General features: G+C 65.6%; 21 protein-coding genes. 10 read left to right on the top strand and 11 right to left on the bottom strand.

The window, feature by feature from the left end:
• Positions 1 to 132: 132 nt before the first annotated feature.
• Positions 133 to 3,741: a bifunctional proline dehydrogenase/L-glutamate gamma-semialdehyde dehydrogenase PutA gene (gene putA / locus WDX12_RS30920; RefSeq protein ID WP_434723171.1), complete on the top strand. Its 3,609-nt coding sequence runs from the start codon at positions 133 to 135 to the stop codon at positions 3,739 to 3,741.
• A gap of 32 nt (positions 3,742 to 3,773) precedes the next feature.
• On the opposite strand, the gene WDX12_RS30915 is transcribed toward putA, so the two are convergent.
• From WDX12_RS30915 to WDX12_RS30900, 4 genes are read right to left on the bottom strand one after another with little or no spacing between them, the layout of a single operon-like run.
• Entirely contained in the window at positions 3,774 to 4,088 is a 315-nt protein-coding gene (locus tag WDX12_RS30915) for an antibiotic biosynthesis monooxygenase family protein (protein WP_140647668.1), read from the bottom strand.
• Between the two features lie 42 nt (positions 4,089 to 4,130).
• Positions 4,131 to 5,192, bottom strand: coding sequence for an energy transducer TonB family protein (locus tag WDX12_RS30910; RefSeq protein WP_434723170.1), 1,062 nt, complete (start codon positions 5,190 to 5,192; stop codon positions 4,131 to 4,133).
• A gap of 36 nt (positions 5,193 to 5,228) precedes the next feature.
• Entirely contained in the window at positions 5,229 to 5,705 is a 477-nt protein-coding gene (locus tag WDX12_RS30905; protein ID WP_434723169.1) for a hypothetical protein, read from the bottom strand.
• Positions 5,706 to 5,712: 7 nt separating this feature from the next.
• Entirely contained in the window at positions 5,713 to 7,920 is a 2,208-nt protein-coding gene (locus tag WDX12_RS30900; protein WP_434723168.1) for a TonB-dependent hemoglobin/transferrin/lactoferrin family receptor, read from the bottom strand.
• A gap of 200 nt (positions 7,921 to 8,120) precedes the next feature.
• Here WDX12_RS30900 and hemP point away from each other — a divergent pair, with 200 nt between their 5' ends.
• The 5 genes from hemP to WDX12_RS30875 all read left to right on the top strand — a co-directional run bounded on the left by hemP (position 8,121) and on the right by WDX12_RS30875 (position 12,266).
• The gene (hemP, locus tag WDX12_RS30895; RefSeq protein ID WP_320295371.1) at positions 8,121 to 8,327 is read left to right on the top strand and encodes a hemin uptake protein HemP; all 207 of its coding nucleotides are present in this window, start codon (positions 8,121 to 8,123) and stop codon (positions 8,325 to 8,327) included.
• 69 nt (positions 8,328 to 8,396) lie between these two features.
• On the top strand, positions 8,397 to 9,458 hold the full coding sequence (locus WDX12_RS30890; protein WP_434723167.1) for a hemin-degrading factor: 1,062 nt from the start codon (positions 8,397 to 8,399) through the stop codon (positions 9,456 to 9,458).
• 11 nt (positions 9,459 to 9,469) lie between these two features.
• Positions 9,470 to 10,363, top strand: coding sequence for a heme/hemin ABC transporter substrate-binding protein (locus WDX12_RS30885; RefSeq protein WP_434723166.1), 894 nt, complete (start codon positions 9,470 to 9,472; stop codon positions 10,361 to 10,363).
• Positions 10,364 to 10,369: 6 nt separating this feature from the next.
• A complete protein-coding gene (locus WDX12_RS30880) occupies positions 10,370 to 11,470 on the top strand; it encodes a FecCD family ABC transporter permease (protein ID WP_434723165.1) in 1,101 nt (366 codons plus the stop codon).
• 7 nt (positions 11,471 to 11,477) lie between these two features.
• The gene (locus tag WDX12_RS30875) at positions 11,478 to 12,266 is read left to right on the top strand and encodes a heme ABC transporter ATP-binding protein (RefSeq protein WP_434723164.1); all 789 of its coding nucleotides are present in this window, start codon (positions 11,478 to 11,480) and stop codon (positions 12,264 to 12,266) included.
• Here WDX12_RS30875 and rirA read toward each other — a convergent pair.
• The gene (rirA, locus tag WDX12_RS30870) at positions 12,263 to 12,724 is read right to left on the bottom strand and encodes an iron-responsive transcriptional regulator RirA (protein ID WP_434723163.1); all 462 of its coding nucleotides are present in this window, start codon (positions 12,722 to 12,724) and stop codon (positions 12,263 to 12,265) included. The genes WDX12_RS30875 and rirA overlap by 4 nt on opposite strands.
• A gap of 209 nt (positions 12,725 to 12,933) precedes the next feature.
• On the opposite strand from rirA, the gene WDX12_RS30865 reads away from it, so the two are divergent.
• The 3 genes from WDX12_RS30865 (at position 12,934) to WDX12_RS30855 (ending at position 15,400) form a co-directional block, all read left to right on the top strand.
• Positions 12,934 to 14,229: a DUF445 domain-containing protein gene (locus tag WDX12_RS30865; RefSeq protein ID WP_434723162.1), complete on the top strand. Its 1,296-nt coding sequence runs from the start codon at positions 12,934 to 12,936 to the stop codon at positions 14,227 to 14,229.
• A 66-nt stretch (positions 14,230 to 14,295) separates the two neighbouring features.
• Positions 14,296 to 14,724 (top strand): phasin family protein, encoded by a 429-nt coding sequence (locus WDX12_RS30860; protein ID WP_434723161.1) that lies wholly within the window; start codon positions 14,296 to 14,298, stop codon positions 14,722 to 14,724.
• A gap of 178 nt (positions 14,725 to 14,902) precedes the next feature.
• The gene (locus tag WDX12_RS30855; protein WP_434723160.1) at positions 14,903 to 15,400 is read left to right on the top strand and encodes a MaoC family dehydratase; all 498 of its coding nucleotides are present in this window, start codon (positions 14,903 to 14,905) and stop codon (positions 15,398 to 15,400) included.
• 7 nt (positions 15,401 to 15,407) lie between these two features.
• On the opposite strand, the gene WDX12_RS30850 is transcribed toward WDX12_RS30855, so the two are convergent.
• From WDX12_RS30850 to WDX12_RS30840, 3 genes are all read right to left on the bottom strand, one after another.
• Positions 15,408 to 16,244, bottom strand: coding sequence for an EamA family transporter (locus tag WDX12_RS30850; protein WP_434723159.1), 837 nt, complete (start codon positions 16,242 to 16,244; stop codon positions 15,408 to 15,410).
• Positions 16,241 to 16,822 (bottom strand): TetR/AcrR family transcriptional regulator, encoded by a 582-nt coding sequence (locus WDX12_RS30845; protein ID WP_434723158.1) that lies wholly within the window; start codon positions 16,820 to 16,822, stop codon positions 16,241 to 16,243. Before WDX12_RS30845 ends, WDX12_RS30850 begins: the two co-directional genes overlap by 4 nt.
• Before the next feature lie 139 nt (positions 16,823 to 16,961).
• Positions 16,962 to 18,380, bottom strand: a complete 1,419-nt coding sequence (locus tag WDX12_RS30840) for a PLP-dependent aminotransferase family protein (RefSeq protein ID WP_434723157.1) — start codon at positions 18,378 to 18,380, stop codon at positions 16,962 to 16,964.
• A 102-nt stretch (positions 18,381 to 18,482) separates the two neighbouring features.
• Between WDX12_RS30840 and WDX12_RS30835 the strand changes: the two genes are divergently transcribed.
• Positions 18,483 to 19,346, top strand: coding sequence for a DMT family transporter (locus WDX12_RS30835; RefSeq protein WP_434723156.1), 864 nt, complete (start codon positions 18,483 to 18,485; stop codon positions 19,344 to 19,346).
• Between the two features lie 4 nt (positions 19,347 to 19,350).
• On the opposite strand, the gene WDX12_RS30830 is transcribed toward WDX12_RS30835, so the two are convergent.
• The 3 genes from WDX12_RS30830 to WDX12_RS30820 form a co-directional block, all read right to left on the bottom strand.
• Complete coding sequence (locus WDX12_RS30830) at positions 19,351 to 20,394, bottom strand: zinc-dependent alcohol dehydrogenase family protein (RefSeq protein WP_434723155.1); 1,044 nt, start codon at positions 20,392 to 20,394, stop codon at positions 19,351 to 19,353.
• A gap of 125 nt (positions 20,395 to 20,519) precedes the next feature.
• On the bottom strand, positions 20,520 to 21,170 hold the full coding sequence (gene maiA / locus WDX12_RS30825; protein WP_434723154.1) for a maleylacetoacetate isomerase: 651 nt from the start codon (positions 21,168 to 21,170) through the stop codon (positions 20,520 to 20,522).
• On the bottom strand, positions 21,167 to 21,865 hold the full coding sequence (locus tag WDX12_RS30820; protein WP_434723153.1) for a fumarylacetoacetate hydrolase family protein: 699 nt from the start codon (positions 21,863 to 21,865) through the stop codon (positions 21,167 to 21,169). The genes maiA and WDX12_RS30820 overlap by 4 nt, the downstream gene beginning before the upstream one ends.
• Positions 21,866 to 21,998: the final 133 nt, after the last annotated feature.

Below are 21,998 nucleotides of genomic sequence, written 5' to 3'. Positions count from 1 at the left end.
CCATATGATAGTCTGAATGGACTGTCTTGTCGATTTCTTTGGACCGACTGAAATTTGCAGCTGTGCTAGCTTGCGCCATTCGGTCCGGCGACCGCCAGACCGTTCGCTCACGCTCGTTTTCATGGACCCGACATGCCGCTCGACGCCATCCGCCAGCAGATCCGCGCCAATTATTTGCCCGACGAAGACGAGGCGGTGAAACGCCTGTCGGCGACGGCGGGGCTTTCGGCCGAGGAGCGCAAGGCGATCTCGGCCCGCGCCGCCGAATTGGTTCGCGCGGTGCGCGGCTCGACCGATCCCAGGCTGATGGAGGTCTTCCTCTCGGCCTACGGCCTGTCGACCAAGGAAGGCGTGGCGCTGATGTGCCTGGCCGAAGCGCTGCTGCGCGTGCCCGACACCGAGACGATGGACGATCTCATCGCCGACAAGATCGCGCCGCATGACTGGTCGGCGCATTCGGGCGGCTCAAGCTCGATCTTCGTCAACGCTTCGACGTGGGCGCTGATGCTGACCGGCCGCGTGCTCGACGAAGGCGAGGGCGGCATCGAGGGCACGCTGCGCGCCATGGTGCGCAGGCTGGGCGAGCCGGTGATCCGCAAGGCGGTCGCCGCGGCGATGCGCGAGATGGGCGAGCAGTTCGTGCTCGGACGCACCATCGCCGAGGCCGTCAAACGCGGCCGGCCGATGACGCAGAAGGGTTACCTCTATTCCTTCGACATGCTGGGCGAGGCGGCCCGCACCGAGGCCGACGCGCTCCGCTACCACCGCGCCTATGCGGATGCGATCTCGTCACTCGATTCCGGATCGAACGGCCCCGACATCCGCTACAATCACGGCATTTCGGTCAAGCTCTCGGCGCTGCATCCACGCTACGAGGTGGCGCAGCGCGAGACGATGCTGCCGGTGATGGCCGAACGCCTCCTGTCGCTGGCGCTTGCCGCCCGGCATTCGCGCATGGGCCTCAACATCGATGCCGAGGAGGCCGACAGGCTCGACCTGTCGCTCGACGTCATCGAACGCGTGCTGGCCGAGCCGGAACTTGCCGGCTGGGACGGTTTCGGCGTCGTCGTCCAGGCTTATGGGCCACGCGCGGCCTTCGCCATCGACTGGCTCTATGCGCTGGCGAAAAAGTATGACCGCCGGATCATGGTGCGGCTGGTGAAGGGCGCCTATTGGGACACCGAGATCAAGCGGGCGCAGACGCTCGGCCTCACCGGCTATCCGGTCTTCACCCGCAAGGTCAACACCGACGTTTCGTACATGGCCTGCGCGAAGAAACTGCTGTCGATGACCGATCGCATCTATCCGCAGTTCGCCACGCATAACGCGCACACGGTTGCCGCGATCCTGTCGATGGCGAAGGATCGCGACAGCTTCGAGTTCCAGCGCCTGCACGGCATGGGCGAGGCACTGCACGAGACGGTGCGGCAGGCCGAGGGCACGCGCTGCCGCATCTACGCGCCGGTCGGCGCGCATTCCGACCTGCTTGCCTATCTGGTGCGGCGCCTGCTGGAAAACGGCGCCAACTCCTCCTTCGTGCACCAGTTGACCGACGAGGAGGTCGAGCCGGAGGAGATCGCGCGCGATCCGCTCGAGGCCGTCGAGACGCAGGGGCCCGCCGCCAATCCGGCGATCGCCCGGCCCGCCGCGATCTTCGGCGCCGGACGCCGCAATTCCAAGGGCTTCGACATCACCGATACCGTGACGCTGGCGGCCATCGACAAGGCGAGGGCGGAATTCGCCGGAGCAGACCGCTGGCACGCCAAGCCGGTCACGCGCGCCGCCGGCTACGGCAAGCAGCGGCAGGTCGTCAATCCGGCCCAGCCCGACGAGATCGTCGGCACCGTGCATGAGGCGGCGGCCAAGCAGGTGGCGACCGCCGTGCGCATCGCCGTCGACGCGCAGCCCGCCTGGGCGAAGCGCCCGGTTGCCGAGCGCGCCGCGATCCTCAACCGGGCCGCCGACCTCTACGAGGCCAACGCCGCCGAGTTTTTCGCCCTCGCGACCCGCGAGGCCGGCAAGTCGCTGGCCGACGGTGTGGCCGAAGTGCGCGAGGCGGTCGACTTCCTGCGCTACTACGCGGCCGAGGCGTCGAATGCCGAAGCGGGCACGCAAGCGCGCGGTGCGATCGTCTGCATCTCGCCGTGGAATTTCCCGCTGGCGATCTTCACCGGCCAGATCGCGGCGGCTTTGGTCACCGGCAATTCGGTCATCGCCAAGCCGGCCGAGCAGACGCCGCTGATCGCCTTCCGCGCCGTCGAAATGCTGCGCGAGGCCGGCGTTCCCGAGGACGTCATCCAGCTCCTGCCGGGCGATGGCCCCTTGGTCGGCGCCCCGCTCACCGCCGATCCGCGCATTGCCGGCGTTTGCTTTACCGGCTCGACCGAGGTCGCCAAGCTGATCGAAAAGCAACTGGCGGAGACCGCAGCGCCCGATGCCATGCTGATCGCCGAGACGGGCGGATTGAATGCGATGATCGTCGATTCCACCGCGCTGCCGGAGCAGGCGGTGCGCGACATTCTCGCCTCGGCCTTCCAGAGCGCCGGCCAGCGCTGCTCGGCGCTGCGCGTGCTCTACGTGCAGAAGGACGTCGAGAAGAAGATGCTGGAGATGCTGAAGGGCGCGATGGAAGCGCTCAACATCGGCAATCCCTGGGCTATCTCGACCGATGTCGGCCCGGTCATCGACGACGAGGCGCAAGCTTCGATCAGCGATTATTGCAAGAAGAAGGGACTGGAAGGCCGGCTGATCGCCAAGCTCGAAGCGCCTGCAACCGGCCGCTTCGTCGCGCCGCATGTCTTCCGCGTCAAAGGCATCGAGGAGATGGAGCGCGAGGTGTTCGGCCCGGTGCTGCATGTCGCGACCTTCGATGCCGACGAGATCGACCAGGTGATCGCCGCCATCAACCGCAAGGGCTACGGCCTGACCTTCGGCCTGCACACCCGCATCGAGGGCCGCGTCCAGCATTTCGTCGACGGCATCCATGCCGGCAACATCTATGTCAACCGCAACCAGATCGGCGCCGTGGTCGGCTCGCAGCCTTTCGGCGGCGAGGGGCTGTCGGGCACCGGGCCGAAGGCGGGTGGACCGCATTACCTGCGCCGCTTCCGCAAGGGGCCCGAGGCCGGCACGGAACTTGGCGAGGGCCACAAGGTGACGGCGACCGAGCTTGCGGACAATCTGCCCGATCCGACGCTCGGCGGCTGGTCGACGCGGCCGGACCGCGTGGCGATCCTGAGGAAGCATCTGCGCGGCAAGGGCGCGGCGGCGATCGCCGCTGCCGCAAGCCTCGATTTCGGCCAGGTCGACCTTCCAGGACCGACCGGCGAGGCCAACACGCTGTCGCTATCGCCACGCGGCCGGGTGCTCTGCCTCGGCCCGGATGCCGAGACGCTGCTTTCCCAGACGATCCAGGCACTCGCGGCCGGCAACGCCGTGCTTGCGGTGGCGCCGGGCGCGCCGGCGGCGCTGTCGGCGCTGACCGGCAAGGGCCTGCCGCTGGCGGCCATCGACGGCCGGCCCGATCCGGTCGAGGCGCGCTCGCTGCGGGTCGATGTCGTCGCTTTCTCCGGCACGCCGGAGGCGGCGCGCATCGTGCGCAAGGTGATCGCCGAACGCACCGGGCCGATCGTGCCGCTGGTCAGCGAAGTGCTCAACCCGGCCGCTTATGCGCATGAGCGCGCGGTCTGCGTCGACACGACGGCGGCGGGAGGCAACGCCAGCTTGCTTGCCGCAGCATAGTCAGATCGAGACGAGTTTGGCGGAGGCGCGTTTCAGGCGCCTTCGACGACCGAAAAGCCTTCGAATTGCGGATGGCCGAGATAGTGAACCTTCGAGCCGCCGGCGTTGCGATGGGCGGCGCGGAAATTTTCCGATTTCGTCCAGGCGACGAAATCCTCCTGGCTTGCCCAGACCGTGTGCGAGGCAAACAGCGTATAGCCTTCGGTCTCGTTGACCGGACCGCGCAGCAGGTGGAATTCCCTAAAACCCTGCATTTCGGAAAGGCTGGAATCGCGGTTCTTCCAGACGTCCTCGAAGGCTTCTTCCGAGCCGTTCTGGACCTTGAAGCGGTTCATGGCGATGTACATTGGCTTCCTTTCGAAATGGACGAATTCCTAGGATGCGCGGTTTTAAAAAGGGCCGATCCGCGCCTTGAACACCCAGCTTGACCTTCCGGTCTCGGGTGGAATGGGTGGAAACGGCGCCTGCTTGCGCACCAGCGTCAAAGCGAATTGATCGAGCTCGGCGGACCCAGAACTTTCGGCGAGCTGCAAGTCGCTGATGCTGCCGTCGGCCGCGACAACGAAAACCACCCTGGCGTTGTTGCGAGCTTGCGCCTGGACCGATTTCGAAACACGGCGGTTGGCGCGGGCAAGCCTCTTCTGGATTTCACCGCTGTAGCGGGATTCCAGGGCCGTGCCGGCGGCGGCCTTTATCTTGCCCTTGCTGGCGACCACCGGCGCATCGCGCGTATCGCCGTCTGCTGTTTCCGTGCCGCGCGTTTCAACGGGTTTGCCTGACCCCGCCGATCCGGCTGGTGTGCTCGGCGCTGCGGCCGGGGCCGGTGGCTGTTCGGGCTCGGCAGGCGACGCCTCGGCGTTTTGCGGCTCGATTGCAGGCGCCGGTTCGCTGCCCGTGGGCACACTCCGATCGTCTGGGCGTGCAGTGGCGGTCGTCAGAATATGCGGCGTGGAGGCGGCCTCGTCGGCCGCTTCAGCGGGTGGTTGAGGCGTCACCGGTTGGTTGGCCGGTTGGGGCGCTTCGGCAGGCGGCGTGGGCTGGACAGCCTGACGTTTCACTGGCTGCGGATCCGGCACCAAGGTCACATCCACCGCGCCGGATGCCGCATCATTCAGGGCGCTGCCCTGGGCGTCGGCGCCGGACTGGTCGCTGCCCTCGGCCTGGATGGCGTCCAGGGAGTCGAATGTGCCGGCAGGCGCGAGCAGGAACGCGGCGGCCGCGGCACCATGAAGCAGGCCGGAAGCGACGATGGCCAGCGGCCATTTGCGCCGACCGGCCGGCTGCCGCGGCTGCAGTGACTCGGTCGGCATAGCCGACAGTCCGCTGTCCGCGTCGGATGTGTGATTGATGTCCTGCATATCTGGCGGCGAGACCTGCCGCGCGCGATAGGGACTTGTCAAATCAAGATCGGTTGCCGGCCATGGCGGCGGACTGGGGGCAAGCCACGCCATTGCGTCTCGCGGGAAGGCTGGATGCAATCCCACCCTCTAGACGCCGAAAGCGATGGCTGTCTTGGTCGAGGTCTTCAGGCCAAGCATGCAGGCCGCCGGCTCGACGCCGGCGCTGGCGCATTCGGTCGCGCTGTTGATCAGCACGCGGCTGAGCTTGCCGCAGTCGGCGCCGGCAAGGTCGAAGCGCGTGACCTTGGTCTTGCCGGCCGGCAGGTCCTTGAAATCGAGCACGGTGAGGCGGTCGACGACGCCGACCTCGTTGAACAGCGCAATCTCGAAAGCCGCCTTCGACAGGTCGGCGCTGAGCGCGTTGTTGACGACGAAGGTCAGCCGGCAGCCTTTTTCCGAAGGCTGCGCGGCGTTGAGCTCGAGGCTCAATACCGGACCTTGGGCCGGACCTGAGGCCGGATTTGCGGCAGGGGCCGGCGCGGACTGGGCCCACGCCGGCGCCGGGCCGAGCGACATCGCCAGCGTCGAGGTCAGCAGACGAAGGGATGCCATCGAGCGTTTCATGTCTATCTCAGCCTCCAAAGCGCATGGTTGCCGCGAGCTTCAGCGTGACGCCGGGTTCGTAGAGGACGGCGGTCGTGCTTCCGTTGAGTGGGTTGGTGTATTTGACGTCAAACAGGTTGTCGGCGCGGAAATCGAGCTTGAGATTGTCGGTCGCCTGGTAGCTGGCGAAGGCGTTGACCAGCGTGTAGTCCTTGGCCACCGGATTGCCCTTTGGCTTGCCGTTGTACTGCACCTCGCCGCCGACGGTCAGCTTGTCCTCGAGGAAGCGCAGGCCGAGCTGGGCCGTCACCTGCGAGGAGGGGATGGTGGCAAGGTCGGCGCGCTCGCCCTCATACGAGATGGTATGGCCATTGATGATGGAGGCTGACAGGCCGGCATAGCCCCAGCCGGCGTCGTAGACGCTTTCCAGCTCGAAGCCGTTGATCTTGGCCTTGGCGAAGTTCTGGTACTGGAAGCAGATCGGAATGCCCGGGCCAAACGGGCAGCTGCTGGTCGGGTCGAAGGGCGAGAGCGTCACGCGGTCGATATAGTCGTCGACATTGTTGTTGAAGTAGGCAGCCTTGAGCCGCAGCGCGTCGCCGCCCTCGATGATGTCGTTCTGCTTGTAGTTGACGCCGAACTCGACGGTCTTGCCGGTCTCGGGCTCAAGGTTCGGATTGGGCAGGAACGGGAAGCTGACGCCGGCCGGATGGTTGCCGCTGATCAAGGTCTCGGTCAGCGAGGGCGAGCGATAGCCTTCCGCATAGGTGCCGTAGAACTGCAGGCCGGCGAGGCCGGCGCTTTCGAAGGGCGAGACGCCGACGGTGATGCGCGGCGACACCCGGTCGCCGGAGGTCTCGTTCGTGTCGTCCTTCAGGCTGTAATTGTCGTAGCGCAGGCCGCCAATGACCTCGAGCCACTCCCAGGTCAGCTTGTCCTGGATGTAGGCGCCGGAGACCTTGCGCTTGCCCGACGGCGTGTAGAAGCTGTCGCCGCCGGCCGTGCCGCCGGTCTCGACATCATCGCCGATCCAGTCGCCGCCATAGGTCAATTCGTGCGCGACGCCCGCCGTCTCGAAGCGCGACGTGTTCCAGATGTCGATGCCGGTCGTGCCGACATCGAAGGTGGAGGTTGAGCCCACCGGCAGCACCACGGGCAGGCCGGTGACCGGATCGAAGCGGTTCTGCACGGTAAGCGTCGTCAGGTCGAGAAGGGTCTTGTTGTAGGAAGCGTTGATGTGGAGGTCGAGCCAGCTCCTGGCATCATCGGTGATGTTATAGCGGGCGGTGAAGGTGTTCGACTTCAGATCGACGTCGTTGGCCGGCACGCCGCCGCTGGTTTCCGTCCAGCTGTCGCTGGAGCCGACCCAACCGAGCTTCAACTCACTGTTGTCGGTCGGGCGTATGGAGGTCTTGAGCAGGCCGCTCAGCACGTCGAAGCCAGTGCCGGCGACGGTGTCGCCGCCGCCGTTCTTGTAGTCGCCGTAGTCGCGGTAGACGATGTTGCCGAGAACGTCCCAGCTCTCGTTGATCTTGTAGGCACCGGTGGCGCTGGTGGTCCAGCCCTTGCCGTTGCTTTCATAGCGGCCGGTCAGCGAGCCGGTCCAGGTCTCTTCCGGCTTCAGGAAATCGGCCGCGTCCTTGGTGTCGAAGAAGACGACGCCGCCGATGGCGCCGGAACCGTAGGTGTTGGCGGTCGGGCCGCGGATCACGTCGACCGACTTGATCAGCTCGGGATCGACATAGAAGGTCGATTGCGTGCCGTGGTCCGAGCGCTGGAAATCCTGCCGGGCGCCGTCGACGATGACCGCGACGCGGCCGAAATCCTGGAGGCCGCGAATGTTTATGCTGGAAGAGACGCGGCGCGCGTCGGCCTGCACGGCGACGCCGGGCACGCCGAGCAGCATCTCGTTGGGCGTCGTCGCCATGCGGTGGTCGAGCTGCTCCTGGTCGACATGGCTAGCGGAAGCCAGCGACTGAATCGCCGTTTCGCCGGTGCGGCTGATGACGAGTATCTTGTCGAGAAGGGTTCCTTCGGCAGCGGCCTTTTCATCGGCCTTCTTCTTTTGATCGGCCTGCTGCTCATCGGCCGCCGGCTGCGCTTTGGCCGCGGGCGCGCCAAGCGCGATCGCCGCCGAACCGGCCATCAATATCGCCACTGCGCGCGCCAACGATCGGAAGCCCGGGCCCGCGCTGTCGCCCGCCAGGCCCGTCCGTCCCCAAGTCACCAACCCCATGCCCCAACTCCAGATTTTCAGGCTCGTGGCTGGCTGGCCGGTGGCTCGCTCGCATTTTTGATCACGTCCGGCGTCTTAAATGTTGACTCATTTAGTCCGGTAATGCACTGACTAGTAAACATGACTATTCTAGTCAAGAATTTAATCGGCATTTTATGAGGCTGCGGCCGAGGTGGCCGTCAGAGGAAAGGACCGACCCGATGAACACGCACAACCCCAACGATTTCCGCTATCGCTTCCGCCGCCCGGAGGACACGCAGATGCGTTACGAAAGGGTGCCGTTGGCCGTGAGGACGCTCTCCAGCAACACGCTGTTCCAGGGCGAGCACGAGATCGGCATCGAGCATCACGGCGCGCTTTACCGCCTCAAGATCACCCGCCAGGGCAAGCTGATCCTCAACAAGTGATCGGAACCGGCGGGCGGTAGACGAGCAGACATCAGGCAATACAGGTGGACGACATTGCGAGTGGAAGACATGGACCAGCGCGTGAAGCCGTCGCCGGAAGAAATCCGGCGGGCAAGGCAAGACAATCCGAAAATGCGGGAGCGCGATCTCTCGGCGCAATTGGGCATTTCGGAAGCGGAGCTGGTCGCGGCGCATTGCGGCGTCGGCACTGTCCGCGTCGAGCCGCGCGTCAACGATCTGCTGACAGGCCTCGAGGCGGTCGGCGAGGTGATGGCGCTGACCCGCAACGAAAGCGCCGTGCATGAAAAGATCGGCGTCTACGACAAGGTCGTCACCGGCAACCACAACGCCATGGTGCTTGGCGAGAACATCGACCTGCGCATCTTCCCGAAAGTCTGGGCGCATGGCTTTGCGGTCGAAAAGCGCGACGGCGGCGAAATCCGCCGCAGCCTGCAGTTCTTCGATGCGGCGGGCGAGGCGATGCACAAGGTGCATCTAAAGCCCGCATCCAATCTCTATGCCTATCAGAAACTGGTGGCGGGCCTCGAATCGCCGAACCAGGAACCGACCGTCGCGATCCTCCCAAGCGCGGCGGAAGGAGAGGGCGAGGCACAGGGGTCGGTCGCCTCGATCGACGATCTGCGTGACCGCTGGAGCGGGCTCACCGACGTGCATCAGTTCTTCGGCATGCTGAAGACGCTGAAGCTCAGCCGCCGCGAGGCGGTGCGCATGGTGGGCCAGGACTATGCCTGGCGGCTCGACAATCACGCGGTGAGCGCCCTGTTCCACCACGCGGCGGCAGGCGAGATGCCGATCATGTGCTTCGTCGGCAACCGCGGCTGCATCCAGATCCATTCCGGGCCGATCAGATCGGTCAAGCCGATGGGGCCGTGGATCAACGTGCTGGACGAGACCTTCCACCTGCATCTGAGGACCGACAACATCCACGAGGTTTGGGCGGTGCGCAAGCCGACCAAGGACGGCCATGTCACCTCGCTGGAAGCCTATGACGTCAATGGCGGCATGATCATCCAGTTCTTCGGCAAGCGCCATGAAGGCGAAGGCGAGCGGGAAGACTGGCGCTTCCTGGCCGAGAACCTGCCCCGCATTCCCAATCCGACCGCTGCATGAGGTAGCACCCAATGCGCTTTGTTCTCAGTTTCCGCGCGGCGCTTGCGCCGATGTTTGGCGTCCTGCTTGCTGTCGCCATGCAGCCAGCCGAGGCGGAAGAAGGCACGACTGTCTTTGCCGACACCTCGCGGATCGCCTCGATAGGCGGCTCGATCACCGAGATCGTCTATGCGCTCGGCGAGGAAGGCCGTCTCGTGGCCCGCGATTCGACCAGCACCTATCCCGAGGCGGCGGCGAAGCTGCCGGATGTCGGCTACATGCGCGCGCTGTCGCCGGAGGGCGTCCTGTCGGTCAATCCGACCGGAATCCTGGCGCTGCACGGCAGCGGCCCGAAAGAGGCGGTCGACGTGCTGAAGAAGTCGAGCGTGCCTTTCATCGAGGTGCCGGACCACTACGATCATGAGGGCATCCTCGAAAAGATCCGCATCGTCGGAAAAGCGCTGGGCGTCGAGGCCAAGGCGGAGAAGCTGGCTGCGGAGACGGACGCGAAGCTGACAGCGGCGGAAAAGCAGACGGCTGCGATCAAGGAGCGCAAGCGCGTGCTGTTCGTGCTGTCGACGCAGGGTGGCAAGATCCTTGCCGCGGGCAGCGACACCGCTGCCGACGGCATCATCAAGCTTACCGGCGCGGTCAACGCCGTCGAGGGTTTTTCCGGCTACAAAGGGATGACCGACGAGGCGATCGTCAGCGCCAGGCCGGACGTCATCCTGACCATGAAGGGCGGCGGCCCGCCGATCTCGGAAGAGGAATTGTTTGCCAACCCTGCCGTCGCTTTGACACCGGCAGGCGCGGATCGCAAGACGATCAGCATGTCGGGCGGCTATCTGCTCGGCTTCGGCCCACGCACCGCCGAAGCCATCCACGATCTTGCGGTCGAGCTCTATGGCAACCAGGTCACGGACTGAGTGGCCATGGCCGAGCAGTCGATAGCAGGCGCGCCGGGCCGGGCGATGGCAGCCGATGGCGACCGCTCGGCGCGCGCAAGGTTCGTCATCGCGCTCTTGTGCCTGGCGCTCGCGCTCTGCGTGTTCCTGTCGCTGACGTCGGGCGCTTCCGATGCGTCGGCCGTCCGCGTCATCCGCGACTGGTTTACCGGCGCCGTGCCCGCCGATGCGGGGCTTGCCGCGCGCGACCAGTTGATCGTCTACGACATCCGCATGCCGCGCCTGCTGCTCGGCATGCTGATCGGCGCCGCACTCGCCGTCTGCGGCGCGGTGATGCAGGGGCTGTTTCGCAATCCGCTTGCCGATCCCGGCCTGATCGGCGTTTCCGCCGGCTCCAGCCTTGGCGCGGTGGCGATCATCGTAGTCGGCAGCACATGGCTTGCGCCCATCACGCTTCTACTCGGCACGCTCGCGCTGCCGCTCGCGGCATTCTTCGGCGGGCTCGCGGTGACGCTGCTGCTCTATGCCATCGCCACCCGCCAAGGCAGGACATCGGTCGCCACGATGCTGCTTGCCGGCATCGCCATCAGCGCCCTTGCCATGGCGCTCACGGGCATCCTCATCTTCATGGCCGACGACCGGCAGCTGCGCGACCTGACCTTCTGGCAGCTCGGCTCGCTTGCCGGTGCGACCTGGCCGAAGATCGGCAGCGTGGGGGCGGTGATCGTGCTGGCGCTGGCCGCTATGCCGTTCCTGTCGCGCGGCCTCAACGCGCTGGCGCTGGGCGAAGCAACCGCGGGTCATCTCGGCATTCCGGTGCAGCGGCTGAAATACACGGCCATCGTCGCGGTGTCGGCGGCGGTCGGGGCTTCGGTCGCGGTCAGCGGCGGCATCGGCTTCATCGGCATCGTCGTGCCGCATGTGCTGCGGCTGGCGATCGGACCGGACAACCGCTATTTGCTGCCGGCCTCGGCCCTGCTCGGCGCCTCGCTGCTTCTGCTCGCCGACGCGGTTGCCCGCACCATCGTCGCGCCCGCCGAACTGCCGATCGGCATCGTCACGGCGGTCGCCGGCGCGCCGTTCTTCCTGTGGATCCTGCTGCGCAAGCGCGGCGTCGTTGATCTGTGAGCTTGCCATGATCGAAGCGCGCGACATCTCGGTGGCGATCGGCGGCAGGCGCATCGTCTCGCATGTCGACCTCGCGGCGCGGCCCGGCGAGGTCTCGGCCATCGTCGGACCGAATGGGTCCGGCAAGACGACCCTGCTCAAGGCGCTGACCGGCGAGCTCGCCTACACCGGCACCGTCACGATCAACGGCCGCGATCTGTCGGCGATGAAGCCGGTCGAGGCAGCCACGCTGCGCGCCGTGCTGCCGCAGGCCGCGACGCTGTCCTTCCCGTTCACCGTGCGCGAGATCGTTCGCCTCGGCCTGATCGGCGGTCGATCCGGCGTGCTGCCCGGGGAGGATGCGCGTTTGCCTGAGCGGGCGCTGGCGCGTGTCGACCTCGACGGTTTTGCCGGCCGCTTCTACCAGGAGCTTTCGGGGGGCGAGCAGCAGCGCGTGCAGCTTGCCCGGGTGCTCTGCCAGGTGTGGGCGCCGGTGCTCGAAGGGCGGCCGCGCTATCTGTTCCTCGACGAGCCGGTCTCCAGCCTCGACGTCAAGCACCAGTTGATCATCATGAACATCGCGCGCGACTTCGCCCGGCGCGGCGGCGGCGTGGTGGCGATCCTGCACGACCTCAACCTGACGGCCATGTATGCCGACCGGATTTTCGTGCTGCATGGCGGTCGGCTGGCCGCCGCCGGTGCGCCAATGGACGTGCTCAATGACGAACTGCTCGAGAAAGTGTTCGACTGCCGCTTGAAGGTCGGGGCTCTGCCTGCCGGAAGCGTGCCGTTCGTGTTGCCGCAGTCGGCTGCTTAGGCCGCCGGCGCGCGCTGCTCCAGAAGGTCGATGCCGAGCAGGTGGCGCACGTTCGGGCGCGCGGCGATTAGGTCGGCGATCGTATAGCGGGAAAGCACGGCGAAGAAGGCGTTGAGCGCCTCGCGCAGCGCCGAATTCAGGGCGCAGCTGTCGACCAGCGGGCATTCGGCGGCGTCGTTCTCAAAGCACTCGGCCATGGCAAAGCTCTCTTCGGTGACGCGCACGACATCGAACAGATTGATCTGCTCCGCCGCGCGGCCGAGCCGCACGCCGCCATTGCGGCCGCGCACGGTTTCGACAAGGCCGGCCTCGACCAGCGGCTGCAGGATCTTGAACAGGAACAGTTCCGACACCGAATAGGCGGCGGCGATCTCGGGGATGCGGCTCAGCCTGTCGGTATTTGCGGCGCAATACATCAGGATGCGCATCGCATAGTTGGTCTGGCGCGTGAGCCGCATGGTATCCTCGCGAAATATTAGCTTGGGCCGAATATGGCCCATAGTTTGGAACAATTCCAGACTGGACCGGTACATAGCTGAATAATCGTGTCAACTTTCTGTGCGTGCCGGCGCGAATCGCGGCGCGGTATGGCTCCGGCGCTTCGAACGAGCGTTTTGGCGGCGCGGCCACTAGATAGATGCGGGTGCAAACAGGAAACGGCCTTTCCATGTCACAGTCAGCTCCGGCCCTCGCGCCGGTTCGATTCGACGCCGATGCCAAGGCGAAGCTCACGGCCTTGCGACGGACCAAGTTCATCGCCGCCGCAGCGCTCGCGCTCTGCATCCTCGTCTTCGCGCTCGCCAAGTCCTTCCAGGCCACCTATCCGTGGCTCGGCTTCATCGCCGCCTTCGCCGAGGCGGCGACCATCGGCGGCATCGCCGACTGGTATGCCGTGGTGGCGCTGTTCAGGCGGCCGCTGGGGCTGCCGATTCCGCACACGGCCATCATTCCGGAGAACCAGCACCGCATCGCCGACAATCTCGGCCGCTTCATCGAGGCCAATTTCCTGGCGCCGGAGCCGGTGCGCGAAAAGCTCGCCGAGGTCGACTTCGCCGCTCTGGTCGCCGACTGGCTAGGCGATGCCGAGCGCGCCGCCGGCCTGTCGCGATTCGTCGCGCGGCTGGTGCCACAGACATTGACGGCGGTGGAGCAATCCGGCCTGCGCGACTTCGTCACCAGCCGCATGCTGGAGCAGATCGAAAAGGTGCCGCTGGCGCCGCTCGCGGCGGATCTCTTGTCGGCGCTGACCGACGATCGCCGCCACCAAAAGCTGTTCGACGAGTTCACCCGGGTCGTCGGGCGTTTCCTCAACGACGAGCAGGCGCTGGCGACGATGCGCGAAAAGATCCGCGAGGAATTGCCGTCGCTGTTCAACCTGTTCCGCGCCGATGCCTATCTGTTGAAGAAGATCGTCGCTTCGGCGGGTTCGCTGCTCGATGAGGTCAGGGCAGATCCCGATCATCCGATGCGCGCCGAATTCGACCGCTTCGCGCTCGGCTTCATCGAGCGGCTCAGGACCTCGAAGCAATATGCGAGGCGCGCCGAGAAGCTGAAGCGCGATTTTCTCGGCCGCCCGGAGGTGAGGGCGCTGGCCGGCGACGCCTGGACGAGCCTGCGCCTGTTCATCGAGCAGGACGTCAATGCGCCGAATTCGACGATCCGCGAGCACCTCGCCAACATGTTTGTCGAGGTCGGCAGGCAGTTGGCCGACGACGCGCAAATCAGGGCCGACATGAACCAGGGCTTTGTCGTGGCGCTGTCTTCGTTCGTGGAAAGCCAGAAGAGCGGCGTGTCGAAATTCATCGCCGACCAGGTCAAGCGCTGGGACCTGGCGCAGCTGACGCGGCTGATCGAGACGAACATCGGCAAGGACCTGCAATATATCCGCTTCAACGGCATGATCATCGGCGGGCTTGCCGGCCTGGCGCTCTATACGGCGGAGCGGCTGTTTCTAGTCAATTGACGCCGGCCCAACTGGGACTATTCTCCTTCTGGCACGCCGCAAAGGCGGCAAATCGGGAGGCAGGGCATGGCAAAACAACCGGAATCCGACTCGTTCCTCGACATGTTCAGCAGGTTCGGCCGCGACCTCAAGCTGCCGAATGTCGATGTCCAGTCGATCCTCGACCACCATCGCAAGAACCTCGAAGCCCTGGAAAAGTCGGCGAGGGCGGGTGCGGCAGGGGCATCCTCGGTGCTGGCGAGGCAGCATGAGATGGTGCAGAATGCCATGCACGAGGTCACGCGGATGGCGCAGAACTACCAGACGCCCGGCAATCCGCAGGAACTGATGACCAAGCAGGCCGAGTTTGCCCGCAGGTCGTTCGAGACCACGCTGAAGAATGCCAGCGAAGTGGCTGACCTCGTGCGCAAATCCAGCACCGAATCGGTCGAGATCCTGCGCGACCGGATCAGGGATGCGATGGCGGAGATCCGCGCCGGCTACGAAAAGAAATAGGCTGTCCGGCGCTTCGGACCGATCATCGGTTGACATTCGATGCAACCGGCCCAAGCGCCCGAACGTTTTCGGCTTGCCGTAAAGCATCAACTCTACCGGCGAAAATCGCGGCGCGGCGAATTGACAGAGGCCGCCGCTTCATGGTCGGGAGACAGGCAAGAGTAATGGGAAAGCCGGAATGACGGAAGCACGGCCGAGGACGCCGCCGACCTTCGAACAGTTGCGCACGATGTCCGGGCAGGAGCTCGGCGTGTCCGACTGGACGACGATCGACCAGCAGCGCATCGACCAGTTCGCCGAATGCACGGGCGACCATCAGTGGATCCATGTCGATCCCGAAAGGGCGAAACGGCAGAGCCCGTTCCGCACCACGATCGCGCATGGCTACCTGACCTTGTCGATCATCGGCGCGCTGGCGCTGGAGATGGGCATCGTGCCGGAAAACACGCAGGCCGCCTTCAACTACGGCTTCGACAAGGTGCGCTTCCTGGCGCCGGTGAGGGTCGGCGCGCGCATCAGACTGCGCACCACGCTGCTTTCCATGGAGGATCGCGGCCCCGGCCAGTATCTGATGAAAGCGGCCAACACGGTCGAGATCGAGGGCGAGCAGAAGCCGGCGCTGACGGCTGAGACGCTGGTGATGATGTACGAACGCCGCAAGCGGGCAGGGGCTTAGGAACAACTCACCCTTTGTAGCCAAGGCAGATCGCGCCTAGCGCGACAACGCCGCAAGCTGCGACACGCCTCGGCGTCAGGGTCTCTCCCAGGAACAGCCGTCCGATCAGCGCCGCGAAAACAACGCTCGTCTCGCGGATGGCGGTGATCGGACCGGCCGGCCCGAGCGCGAAGGCCGCGACCACGGCGCCATAGGCAACCAAGGCGAAAATCCCGCCGCCCAGCGCCTTCAGCGCGTCGGGCGAACGAAAGTCAACGGTGAGCTTGCCGCGGCAGATGATGAAGGTGACCGGCAGCATCACGCCGTAGATCAGCAGCACCCAAGCCGTGTAGGCGCCAGAGCTTCCCGCCGATCGGACACCGATTGCATCGACCGTCGCATAGGCGGCGATGATCGCGCCGGTCGCCAGCGCATATAGGATTGATGTCGTTGCCGCGCGCCCTTTGCCAAGCGAAAGGCTCATGATGCCAAGCGCGGCAAGAACGACGCCAAGGGTCTGATGGGTGCTCAGGCGCTCGCCGGCCAGCACGAAACCGCCAAGCGCCACAAGGAGCGGCACTGAGCCGCGAACGATCGGGTAGACCTGTCCCAATTCTCCGTAACGGTAGGCTGCCACCAGAAACAGGCTGTAGCCGACCTGAAGGCAGGCCGAGAGCATGACATAGGGCCAGGCCGACGCCGCCGGCAGGGGATTGAAGATCGCCAGCGGAATGGCGATGGCCGTTGCCGAAAAGCTCATCACGGTAACGGTCCAGAGCCTGTCGCTGCCGGTTCGCAGAAAGGCATTCCAACTGGCGTGGAGGATCGCGGCGAACAACGCCAGGCCGATGACTGTCGCGCTCATTGCGGCCTCACCCGTGTGGCGAGAATGGCCATTGCCGCCCTTCGGGCATCGCGAATGGCGGTGTCGGGCCGACCCATCCGGGCCATCAGCGTCGCGCCTTCGATCAGCATCAGCAGGGCAGCGGATGCGCTATTGGCGTCGTCGGTGGGCATCGTCTCTTCGAGGATCAGCCGCATGCGCTGCTTGAGGCCGTCTTTCTGCCTGGCGGCGGCCTGGAACACCGGATGCGCCGGATCGCCGAACTCCGCCAGGGCATGCGCGAACAGGCAGCCGTGGAAGTCGGCGCTTTCGAACCAGTGGCCGTACCAGTCGAAGATCCTGTCTATCTTCTGCGCCGGCGTGGCCGCCTGTTCGGCGAGACGGTCGAGCTGGCGCTCGAACCGCTCTGCACGGTAGGCCAGAACCTCGACCATCAAATCGTCCTTGCTGGGAAAGTGCCGGTACATGGTCATCTTGGCCACGTCGGCTTCGGCGATGATGCGGTCGATACCCGTGGCGTGGAAGCCAACCCGCTTGAACAGCCCATAGGCGGTTTCAACGATGTGCTGGCGCTTGTCGATCTTGGTCGGTTCGGTCATGGTGTCATCTGTAGTGAGACAGGTCTGTATACTATGCTTGCGCGACGGTGGCGTGTCAATTGCCGGCCTAGCCGGACGCGGCAGGCAAGGTGCGACCAGCGTCGACTCGGGCAAGATCGCTTGGTAACGAACCGCCAGCCTATGCCGCCTTGCGGCGCGATGCCGTGAGCGCTCTTTCCAGGACGGTGAAAATACGCTCGTCCCCACACTGAGCGACGTTGAAGCGCATGAAGCGGCCGGCGGTATGCGACAGGCTGAAGGCGTTGCCGGGCGCCAGCACGACATTGTCCGAAAGCGCATGGCGGGCGACATCGGCGGCGTCGATGCCATTGGGCAGGCGGCACCAGAGAAACATGCCGGCGGGCTGATCGATCCAGGGCGCGATGCCCATCGCCTTCAGCCTGCCGGCGGTCTCGGCCATGGCGCGCGACAGGCGCGTGCGCAACTGCTCGACATGCTTGCGGTAACTGCCGTCCTTCAAAAGGCTCAGCACAAGTTCAGAGGACAGCCGCGTGCCGCCGAACGTCGTGGCGATCTTGAGATCGGTCAGGCCCTCCATCCAGTCCGGTGGCGCGGCAATAAAGCCGCAGCGTACCGAGGCCGACAGCGTCTTGGAGAAGGAGCCGATCTGGACGACGCGCTGCAGGCCGTCGAAGGCCGCAAGCCTTGGGGCAGGGCTGTGCTCGAAGTCGGCGAAGATATCGTCCTCGACGATGGTGAGGTCCGCCTGGTCGGCGAGCTTCAGCAGCCGATGCGCGGTGACCGGCGACAGGATCGCGCCGGTCGGATTGTGGATGCCGGAATTGGTGATGTAGAGGCGCGGCCGGTGCTCGGCGAGCGCCTCGGCGAAGAGCTCGATATCCGGACCCGAAGGCGTGACAGTAACGCCGACCACCTTGGCCTGGTGGGCGCGCAACAGGGCATGGAAGTTGAAATAGCAGGGGTCGTCGACCAGCACCGCGTCGCCGGGCTCGATCAGGAAACGGCACAGAAGGTCGATGGCTTGGGTGCCGCAATCGGTCAGCATGATCTGGTCGGGCGAGACCTCGACGCCATGCTCGGCCATGCGCCGCGCCAGCAACTGGCGAAGCGGCGGCAGGCCAAGCGGCGTGCCGTAATCGGCAAGCGCCACGTCGTCCGCTCGGGCCGCGGTGCGCAGTGCCCGGCGCAAGGCGGCCTGCGGCATCCAGGAAGCGGGCAGCCAGCCGCAGCCGGGCTTCAACATCTCCTCGCCCGCTTCGAGCGATTGCCGCGACACCCAGAGCGGATCGACGGCGCGGTCAAGCTTGGGACCGATCTCGGCAAGCGACAGCGGCGCGAGCTGGCCGGCGGCGTAAAAACCGGAGCCGGGCCGCGAACGGATCGCGCCTTCCGCGGCAAGCCGCTCATAGGCTTCGACCACCGTTGATTTCGACACCTGCAAGGACCTAGCGAGCGCCCGGATCGACGGCAGGCGGGCGCCGGGCGTCAGCGTGCGCGCCGCAATGCGATGGCGGATGGTAGCCATCACGCTTTCGACAAGCGTCGCGCCGCCGGCATTTGGGTCTTTCGCGTCCATCTGTACTTCCCCGCCTACCATTACAGTTTTGCAGAATTGTACTCCATTGTATCTGGCGAGACCATGGCCTGCGCCGGTACGGAAGCGTAAACGGAGCAGATGATGGAAAAGAGTTTCGACGGCTGGCTCAGCGGCTTCATCGGGGTGCTGATCTTCAGCGGCTCGCTGCCGGCGACGCGAGTGGCGGTGATGGATTTCGATCCGACCTTCCTGACGGCGGCCAGGGCGGCGATCGCCGGTCTGCTCGGGATTGCGATGCTGCTGCTGTTCCGCGAGAAGCGTCCCGGGCGCGGCGATCTCATATCGCTGACGGTCGTGGCGTTGGGCGTGGTCGTCGGCTTTCCCTTGCTGACCGCGCTGGCGCTCAAGCACGTCACCACCGCCCATTCCATCATCTTCGTCGGCCTGCTGCCGCTGGCGACCGCGATCTTCGGCGTGCTGCGCGGCGGCGACCGTCCCCGTCCGGCGTTCTGGCTGTTCTCCTGCATCGGCAGCGCGCTGGTCGCGGGCTTTGCCCTGTCGCAAGGTGTCTCCGCATCACCGGTCGGCGACAGCTTGATGCTGGGCGCCATCATCGTCTGCGGGCTGGGCTACGCGGAGGGTGCGGCGCTGTCGCGCCGGCTCGGCGGCTGGCAGGTGATCTGCTGGGCGCTGGCGCTGGCGCTGCCGGTCATGCTGGTGCTGAGCTTTCTGACGCTGCCGCCATCCTTCGCCGGCGTCGGCTCGGGCGCGTGGATCGGCCTTGCTTATGTCTCGCTGTTCAGCATGCTGATCGGCTTCATCTTCTGGTATCGCGGCCTGGCGCAAGGCGGCATCGCCGCTGTCGGGCAGCTGCAGTTGCTGCAACCCTTCTTCGGTCTGGCGCTGGCGGCGAGCCTGCTGCACGAGCGGGTAAGCCCGATGATGGTGGTCGTCACGCTCGGCGTGGTGGCCTGCGTGTTCGGGGCGAAGAAGTTCGCGTGTTAACCGCTTACTGGAACTTCGTCACCACCCCAATCCCGATGCCCTCGAAACCGCCCATCGCCATCAGGGCCGCGGGCGCCTCCTCGAGGCTGATCTTCTTGCCGACCAGCAGTTCCGGTTTCAGCTTGCCGGTGCGGATCATCTCCATCATCGCGGTGTAGCGGTAGGCCTGCATGCCGTGGCTGCCGAGGATTTCGAGCTCGAAGGCGATCACCTTGTCCATCGGCACCTGCGGGCGGGCATGCTCGCCCAGCATCAGCCCGACCTGAACGTGGCGGCCGCGCCGGCGCAGATTGGCGATCGAGTTGAAGGAGGTGGTCGGGTGTCCCAGCGCGTCCATCGACATATGCGCGCCGCCATTGGTGATCTGCTTGACGGCCTTGACCACGTTCGTCGTCGTCGAGGCGTTGATCGTCGCCACCGCGCCGATCTTTTTGGCGAATTCCAGCTTCTCGTCGGCAATGTCTATGGCAATCACATTGGCGCCCATGGCGCTGGCGATCATGATCGCCGACAGGCCGACGCCGCCGCAGCCATGCACCGCCACCCATTCGCCGGGCGTCACCCGGCCCTGGTCGACGATGGCGCGGAAAGAGGTGACGAAACGGCAGCCGAGGCTGGCGGCGGTGGCGTATTCCATCGCGTCCGGCAGGCGCACGAGATTGGTGTCGGCATGCTCGATGCCGACATATTCGGCGAACGAACCCCAGCCGGTGAAACCAGGCTGCGTCTGGTGCTCGCAAACCTGATGGTTGCCGGAGGTGCATTCGAAGCAGCGGCCGCAGCCGACGGCGAAGGGAACGGTGACGCGGTCGCCGGCCTTCCAGCGGCTGACTTGCTTGCCGGCAGCGACGACGACGCCCGCCAGCTCGTGTCCGGGGACGTGCGGCAGCGTGATGCCGTCGTCATGGCCCATCCAACCATGCCAGTCGCTGCGGCAAAGACCTGTAGCCTCGACCTTGATGACCACGCCGTCGGCGGCCGGCTTCGGGTCGGGAACGGTCTGGATCGTCGGCGCCTGACCGAATTTCTCGAAGACGACGGCTTTCATCGGCAACTCCCACAATTGCGTATTTTGAAGTGACGATAGCCGATTCCACCGCCGGTTGACCGGAAATCGATTCTGCCACGCTTGCATTCCGGGTGCTGGCACCAAGGGTGGGCCGTTAAGTCGGGCTATTCGGCATCGATCTGGTTCTGCGGTGCTGCCTTCTGGAACGCCGGTAGCGCCATGCAGGCGGCGTTGATGCGCGCGATCACCGGATAGGGCGCCATGTCGACACCGAAGCGGGCGTTGTTGGTGACCTGCGCGGCGAGGCAGATGTCTGCCAGACCTGGCGTGTCGCCGTGGCAGAAGGCGCCGGTCTCGGGCGAGGAGGTCAGAATCTTTTCAAGCGGCTGGAAACCTTCGTTCACCCAATGCCGGAACCAGTTGACGACATCCTCGTCGCCGGCGCCAAACAAGCTGCGCAGCGAGGTCAGCACGCGCAGATTGTTCACGGGGTGGATGTCGCAGGCGATCATCTGCGCCAGCATGCGGACACGCGCGCGGCCCAGCGCATCCTTCGGCAGCAGCGGCGGCTCCGGCTCAATCTCGTCGAGATATTCGATGATCGCCAGCGACTGGGTCAGCAACCTGCCGGCATCCAGCACCAGCGCCGGCACCAGGCCTTGCGGGTTGACGGCGAGATAGGCGGGCTCGAGATGCTCGCCATGGCGCAGATGATGCGGCACATAGGTATAGTCCAACCCCTTCATCTCCAGCGCGATCCGCACCCGGTAGGAGGTGGAGGAGCGGTAGTAATTGTGAAGGACGAGGTCGCTCATCGCCTCGGCAGCCCGATGGTCACCGCGATCTCGCCGATGCCGTCGACGCCGCCGGTGATCCTGTCGCCCGCCTGGACCGCGCCGACGCCGGCCGGCGTGCCGGTGAAGATCAGATCGCCGGGCTGAAGCTCGACCGCCTCGCTGCAGATCGAGACGATGTCGGCGATCGGCCAGATCAACTCGGCAAGGTCGCCGTCCTGCTTCACCGCGCCGTTGACGGCAAGCCAGATGCGGCCTTTTTCCGGATGTCCCGTTTTCGCGGCCGGAACCAGCGGACCGCAGGGCGCGGATTGGTCGAACGCCTTAGACCAGTCCCAGGGGCGCGCGGCCTTCTTGGCCTGGTCCTGCAGGTCGCGGCGGGTCAGGTCGACGCCGACGCCGTAGCCCCAGACATGGGCAAGCGCGTCTTCGCGCGGAATACGGAAGCCGACCTTGCCGATGGCGACGACCAACTCGATCTCGTGGTGCAGGTTCGCGGTCAGCGGCGGGTAGGGGATCTCGGCGCCGCTGTCGACCACCGCGTCGGCGGGCTTGGTGAAGAAGAAGGGCGGGTCGCGCTCGTCATTGCCGAGCTCGCGCGCATGCGCCGCGTAATTGCGGCCAACGCAGAAGATGCGGCGCACGGCAAACCGCTCCGCCGAGCCTGCGACGGCAACCGAGGCAATCGCCGGCGGCGGAAGGACGAATTCTGGCATGGTTTTTCTCTGTGTTGGCATGAATCGTTAGCACCTTCCGCCGATTTTGACGGGCGGGCAAGACTCGACGTCCCGGCACATCGGCCTGTCGTTTCAGTGACAATGCGCTGTACCATTGGGCGGCGTGTACTAT

The organism is Mesorhizobium sp. RIZ17 (genome assembly GCF_051127865.1).
Classification (GTDB): Bacteria; Pseudomonadota; Alphaproteobacteria; order Rhizobiales; family Rhizobiaceae; genus Mesorhizobium; species Mesorhizobium humile.
The sequence above is the reverse complement of the archived record's forward strand: the minus strand, read 5'-3'. Positions and strand labels throughout refer to the sequence as shown.

Excerpts from the sequence above, each read along its gene's own strand:
- WDX12_RS30885 (WP_434723166.1), top strand. The coding sequence starts at position 9,470 with ATGCGCTTTGTTCTCAGTTTCCGCGCGGCGCTTGCGCCGATGTTTGGC.
- WDX12_RS30860 (WP_434723161.1), top strand. The coding sequence starts at position 14,296 with ATGGCAAAACAACCGGAATCCGACTCGTTCCTCGACATGTTCAGCAGG.
- WDX12_RS30890 (WP_434723167.1), top strand. The coding sequence starts at position 8,397 with ATGGACCAGCGCGTGAAGCCGTCGCCGGAAGAAATCCGGCGGGCAAGG.
- WDX12_RS30880 (WP_434723165.1), top strand. The coding sequence starts at position 10,370 with ATGGCCGAGCAGTCGATAGCAGGCGCGCCGGGCCGGGCGATGGCAGCC.
- WDX12_RS30915 (WP_140647668.1), bottom strand. The coding sequence starts at position 4,088 with ATGTACATCGCCATGAACCGCTTCAAGGTCCAGAACGGCTCGGAAGAA.
- WDX12_RS30850 (WP_434723159.1), bottom strand. The coding sequence starts at position 16,244 with ATGAGCGCGACAGTCATCGGCCTGGCGTTGTTCGCCGCGATCCTCCAC.
- hemP (WP_320295371.1), top strand. The coding sequence starts at position 8,121 with ATGAACACGCACAACCCCAACGATTTCCGCTATCGCTTCCGCCGCCCG.
- WDX12_RS30835 (WP_434723156.1), top strand. The coding sequence starts at position 18,483 with ATGGAAAAGAGTTTCGACGGCTGGCTCAGCGGCTTCATCGGGGTGCTG.
- WDX12_RS30875 (WP_434723164.1), top strand. The coding sequence starts at position 11,478 with ATGATCGAAGCGCGCGACATCTCGGTGGCGATCGGCGGCAGGCGCATC.
- WDX12_RS30865 (WP_434723162.1), top strand. The coding sequence starts at position 12,934 with ATGTCACAGTCAGCTCCGGCCCTCGCGCCGGTTCGATTCGACGCCGAT.
- WDX12_RS30845 (WP_434723158.1), bottom strand. The coding sequence starts at position 16,822 with ATGACCGAACCGACCAAGATCGACAAGCGCCAGCACATCGTTGAAACC.
- WDX12_RS30830 (WP_434723155.1), bottom strand. The coding sequence starts at position 20,394 with ATGAAAGCCGTCGTCTTCGAGAAATTCGGTCAGGCGCCGACGATCCAG.
- WDX12_RS30840 (WP_434723157.1), bottom strand. The coding sequence starts at position 18,380 with ATGGACGCGAAAGACCCAAATGCCGGCGGCGCGACGCTTGTCGAAAGC.
- maiA (WP_434723154.1), bottom strand. The coding sequence starts at position 21,170 with ATGAGCGACCTCGTCCTTCACAATTACTACCGCTCCTCCACCTCCTAC.
- WDX12_RS30905 (WP_434723169.1), bottom strand. The coding sequence starts at position 5,705 with ATGAAACGCTCGATGGCATCCCTTCGTCTGCTGACCTCGACGCTGGCG.
- WDX12_RS30910 (WP_434723170.1), bottom strand. The coding sequence starts at position 5,192 with ATGGCGTGGCTTGCCCCCAGTCCGCCGCCATGGCCGGCAACCGATCTT.
- WDX12_RS30900 (WP_434723168.1), bottom strand. The coding sequence starts at position 7,920 with ATGGGGTTGGTGACTTGGGGACGGACGGGCCTGGCGGGCGACAGCGCG.
- WDX12_RS30855 (WP_434723160.1), top strand. The coding sequence starts at position 14,903 with ATGACGGAAGCACGGCCGAGGACGCCGCCGACCTTCGAACAGTTGCGC.
- putA (WP_434723171.1), top strand. The coding sequence starts at position 133 with ATGCCGCTCGACGCCATCCGCCAGCAGATCCGCGCCAATTATTTGCCC.
- WDX12_RS30820 (WP_434723153.1), bottom strand. The coding sequence starts at position 21,865 with ATGCCAGAATTCGTCCTTCCGCCGCCGGCGATTGCCTCGGTTGCCGTC.
- rirA (WP_434723163.1), bottom strand. The coding sequence starts at position 12,724 with ATGCGGCTCACGCGCCAGACCAACTATGCGATGCGCATCCTGATGTAT.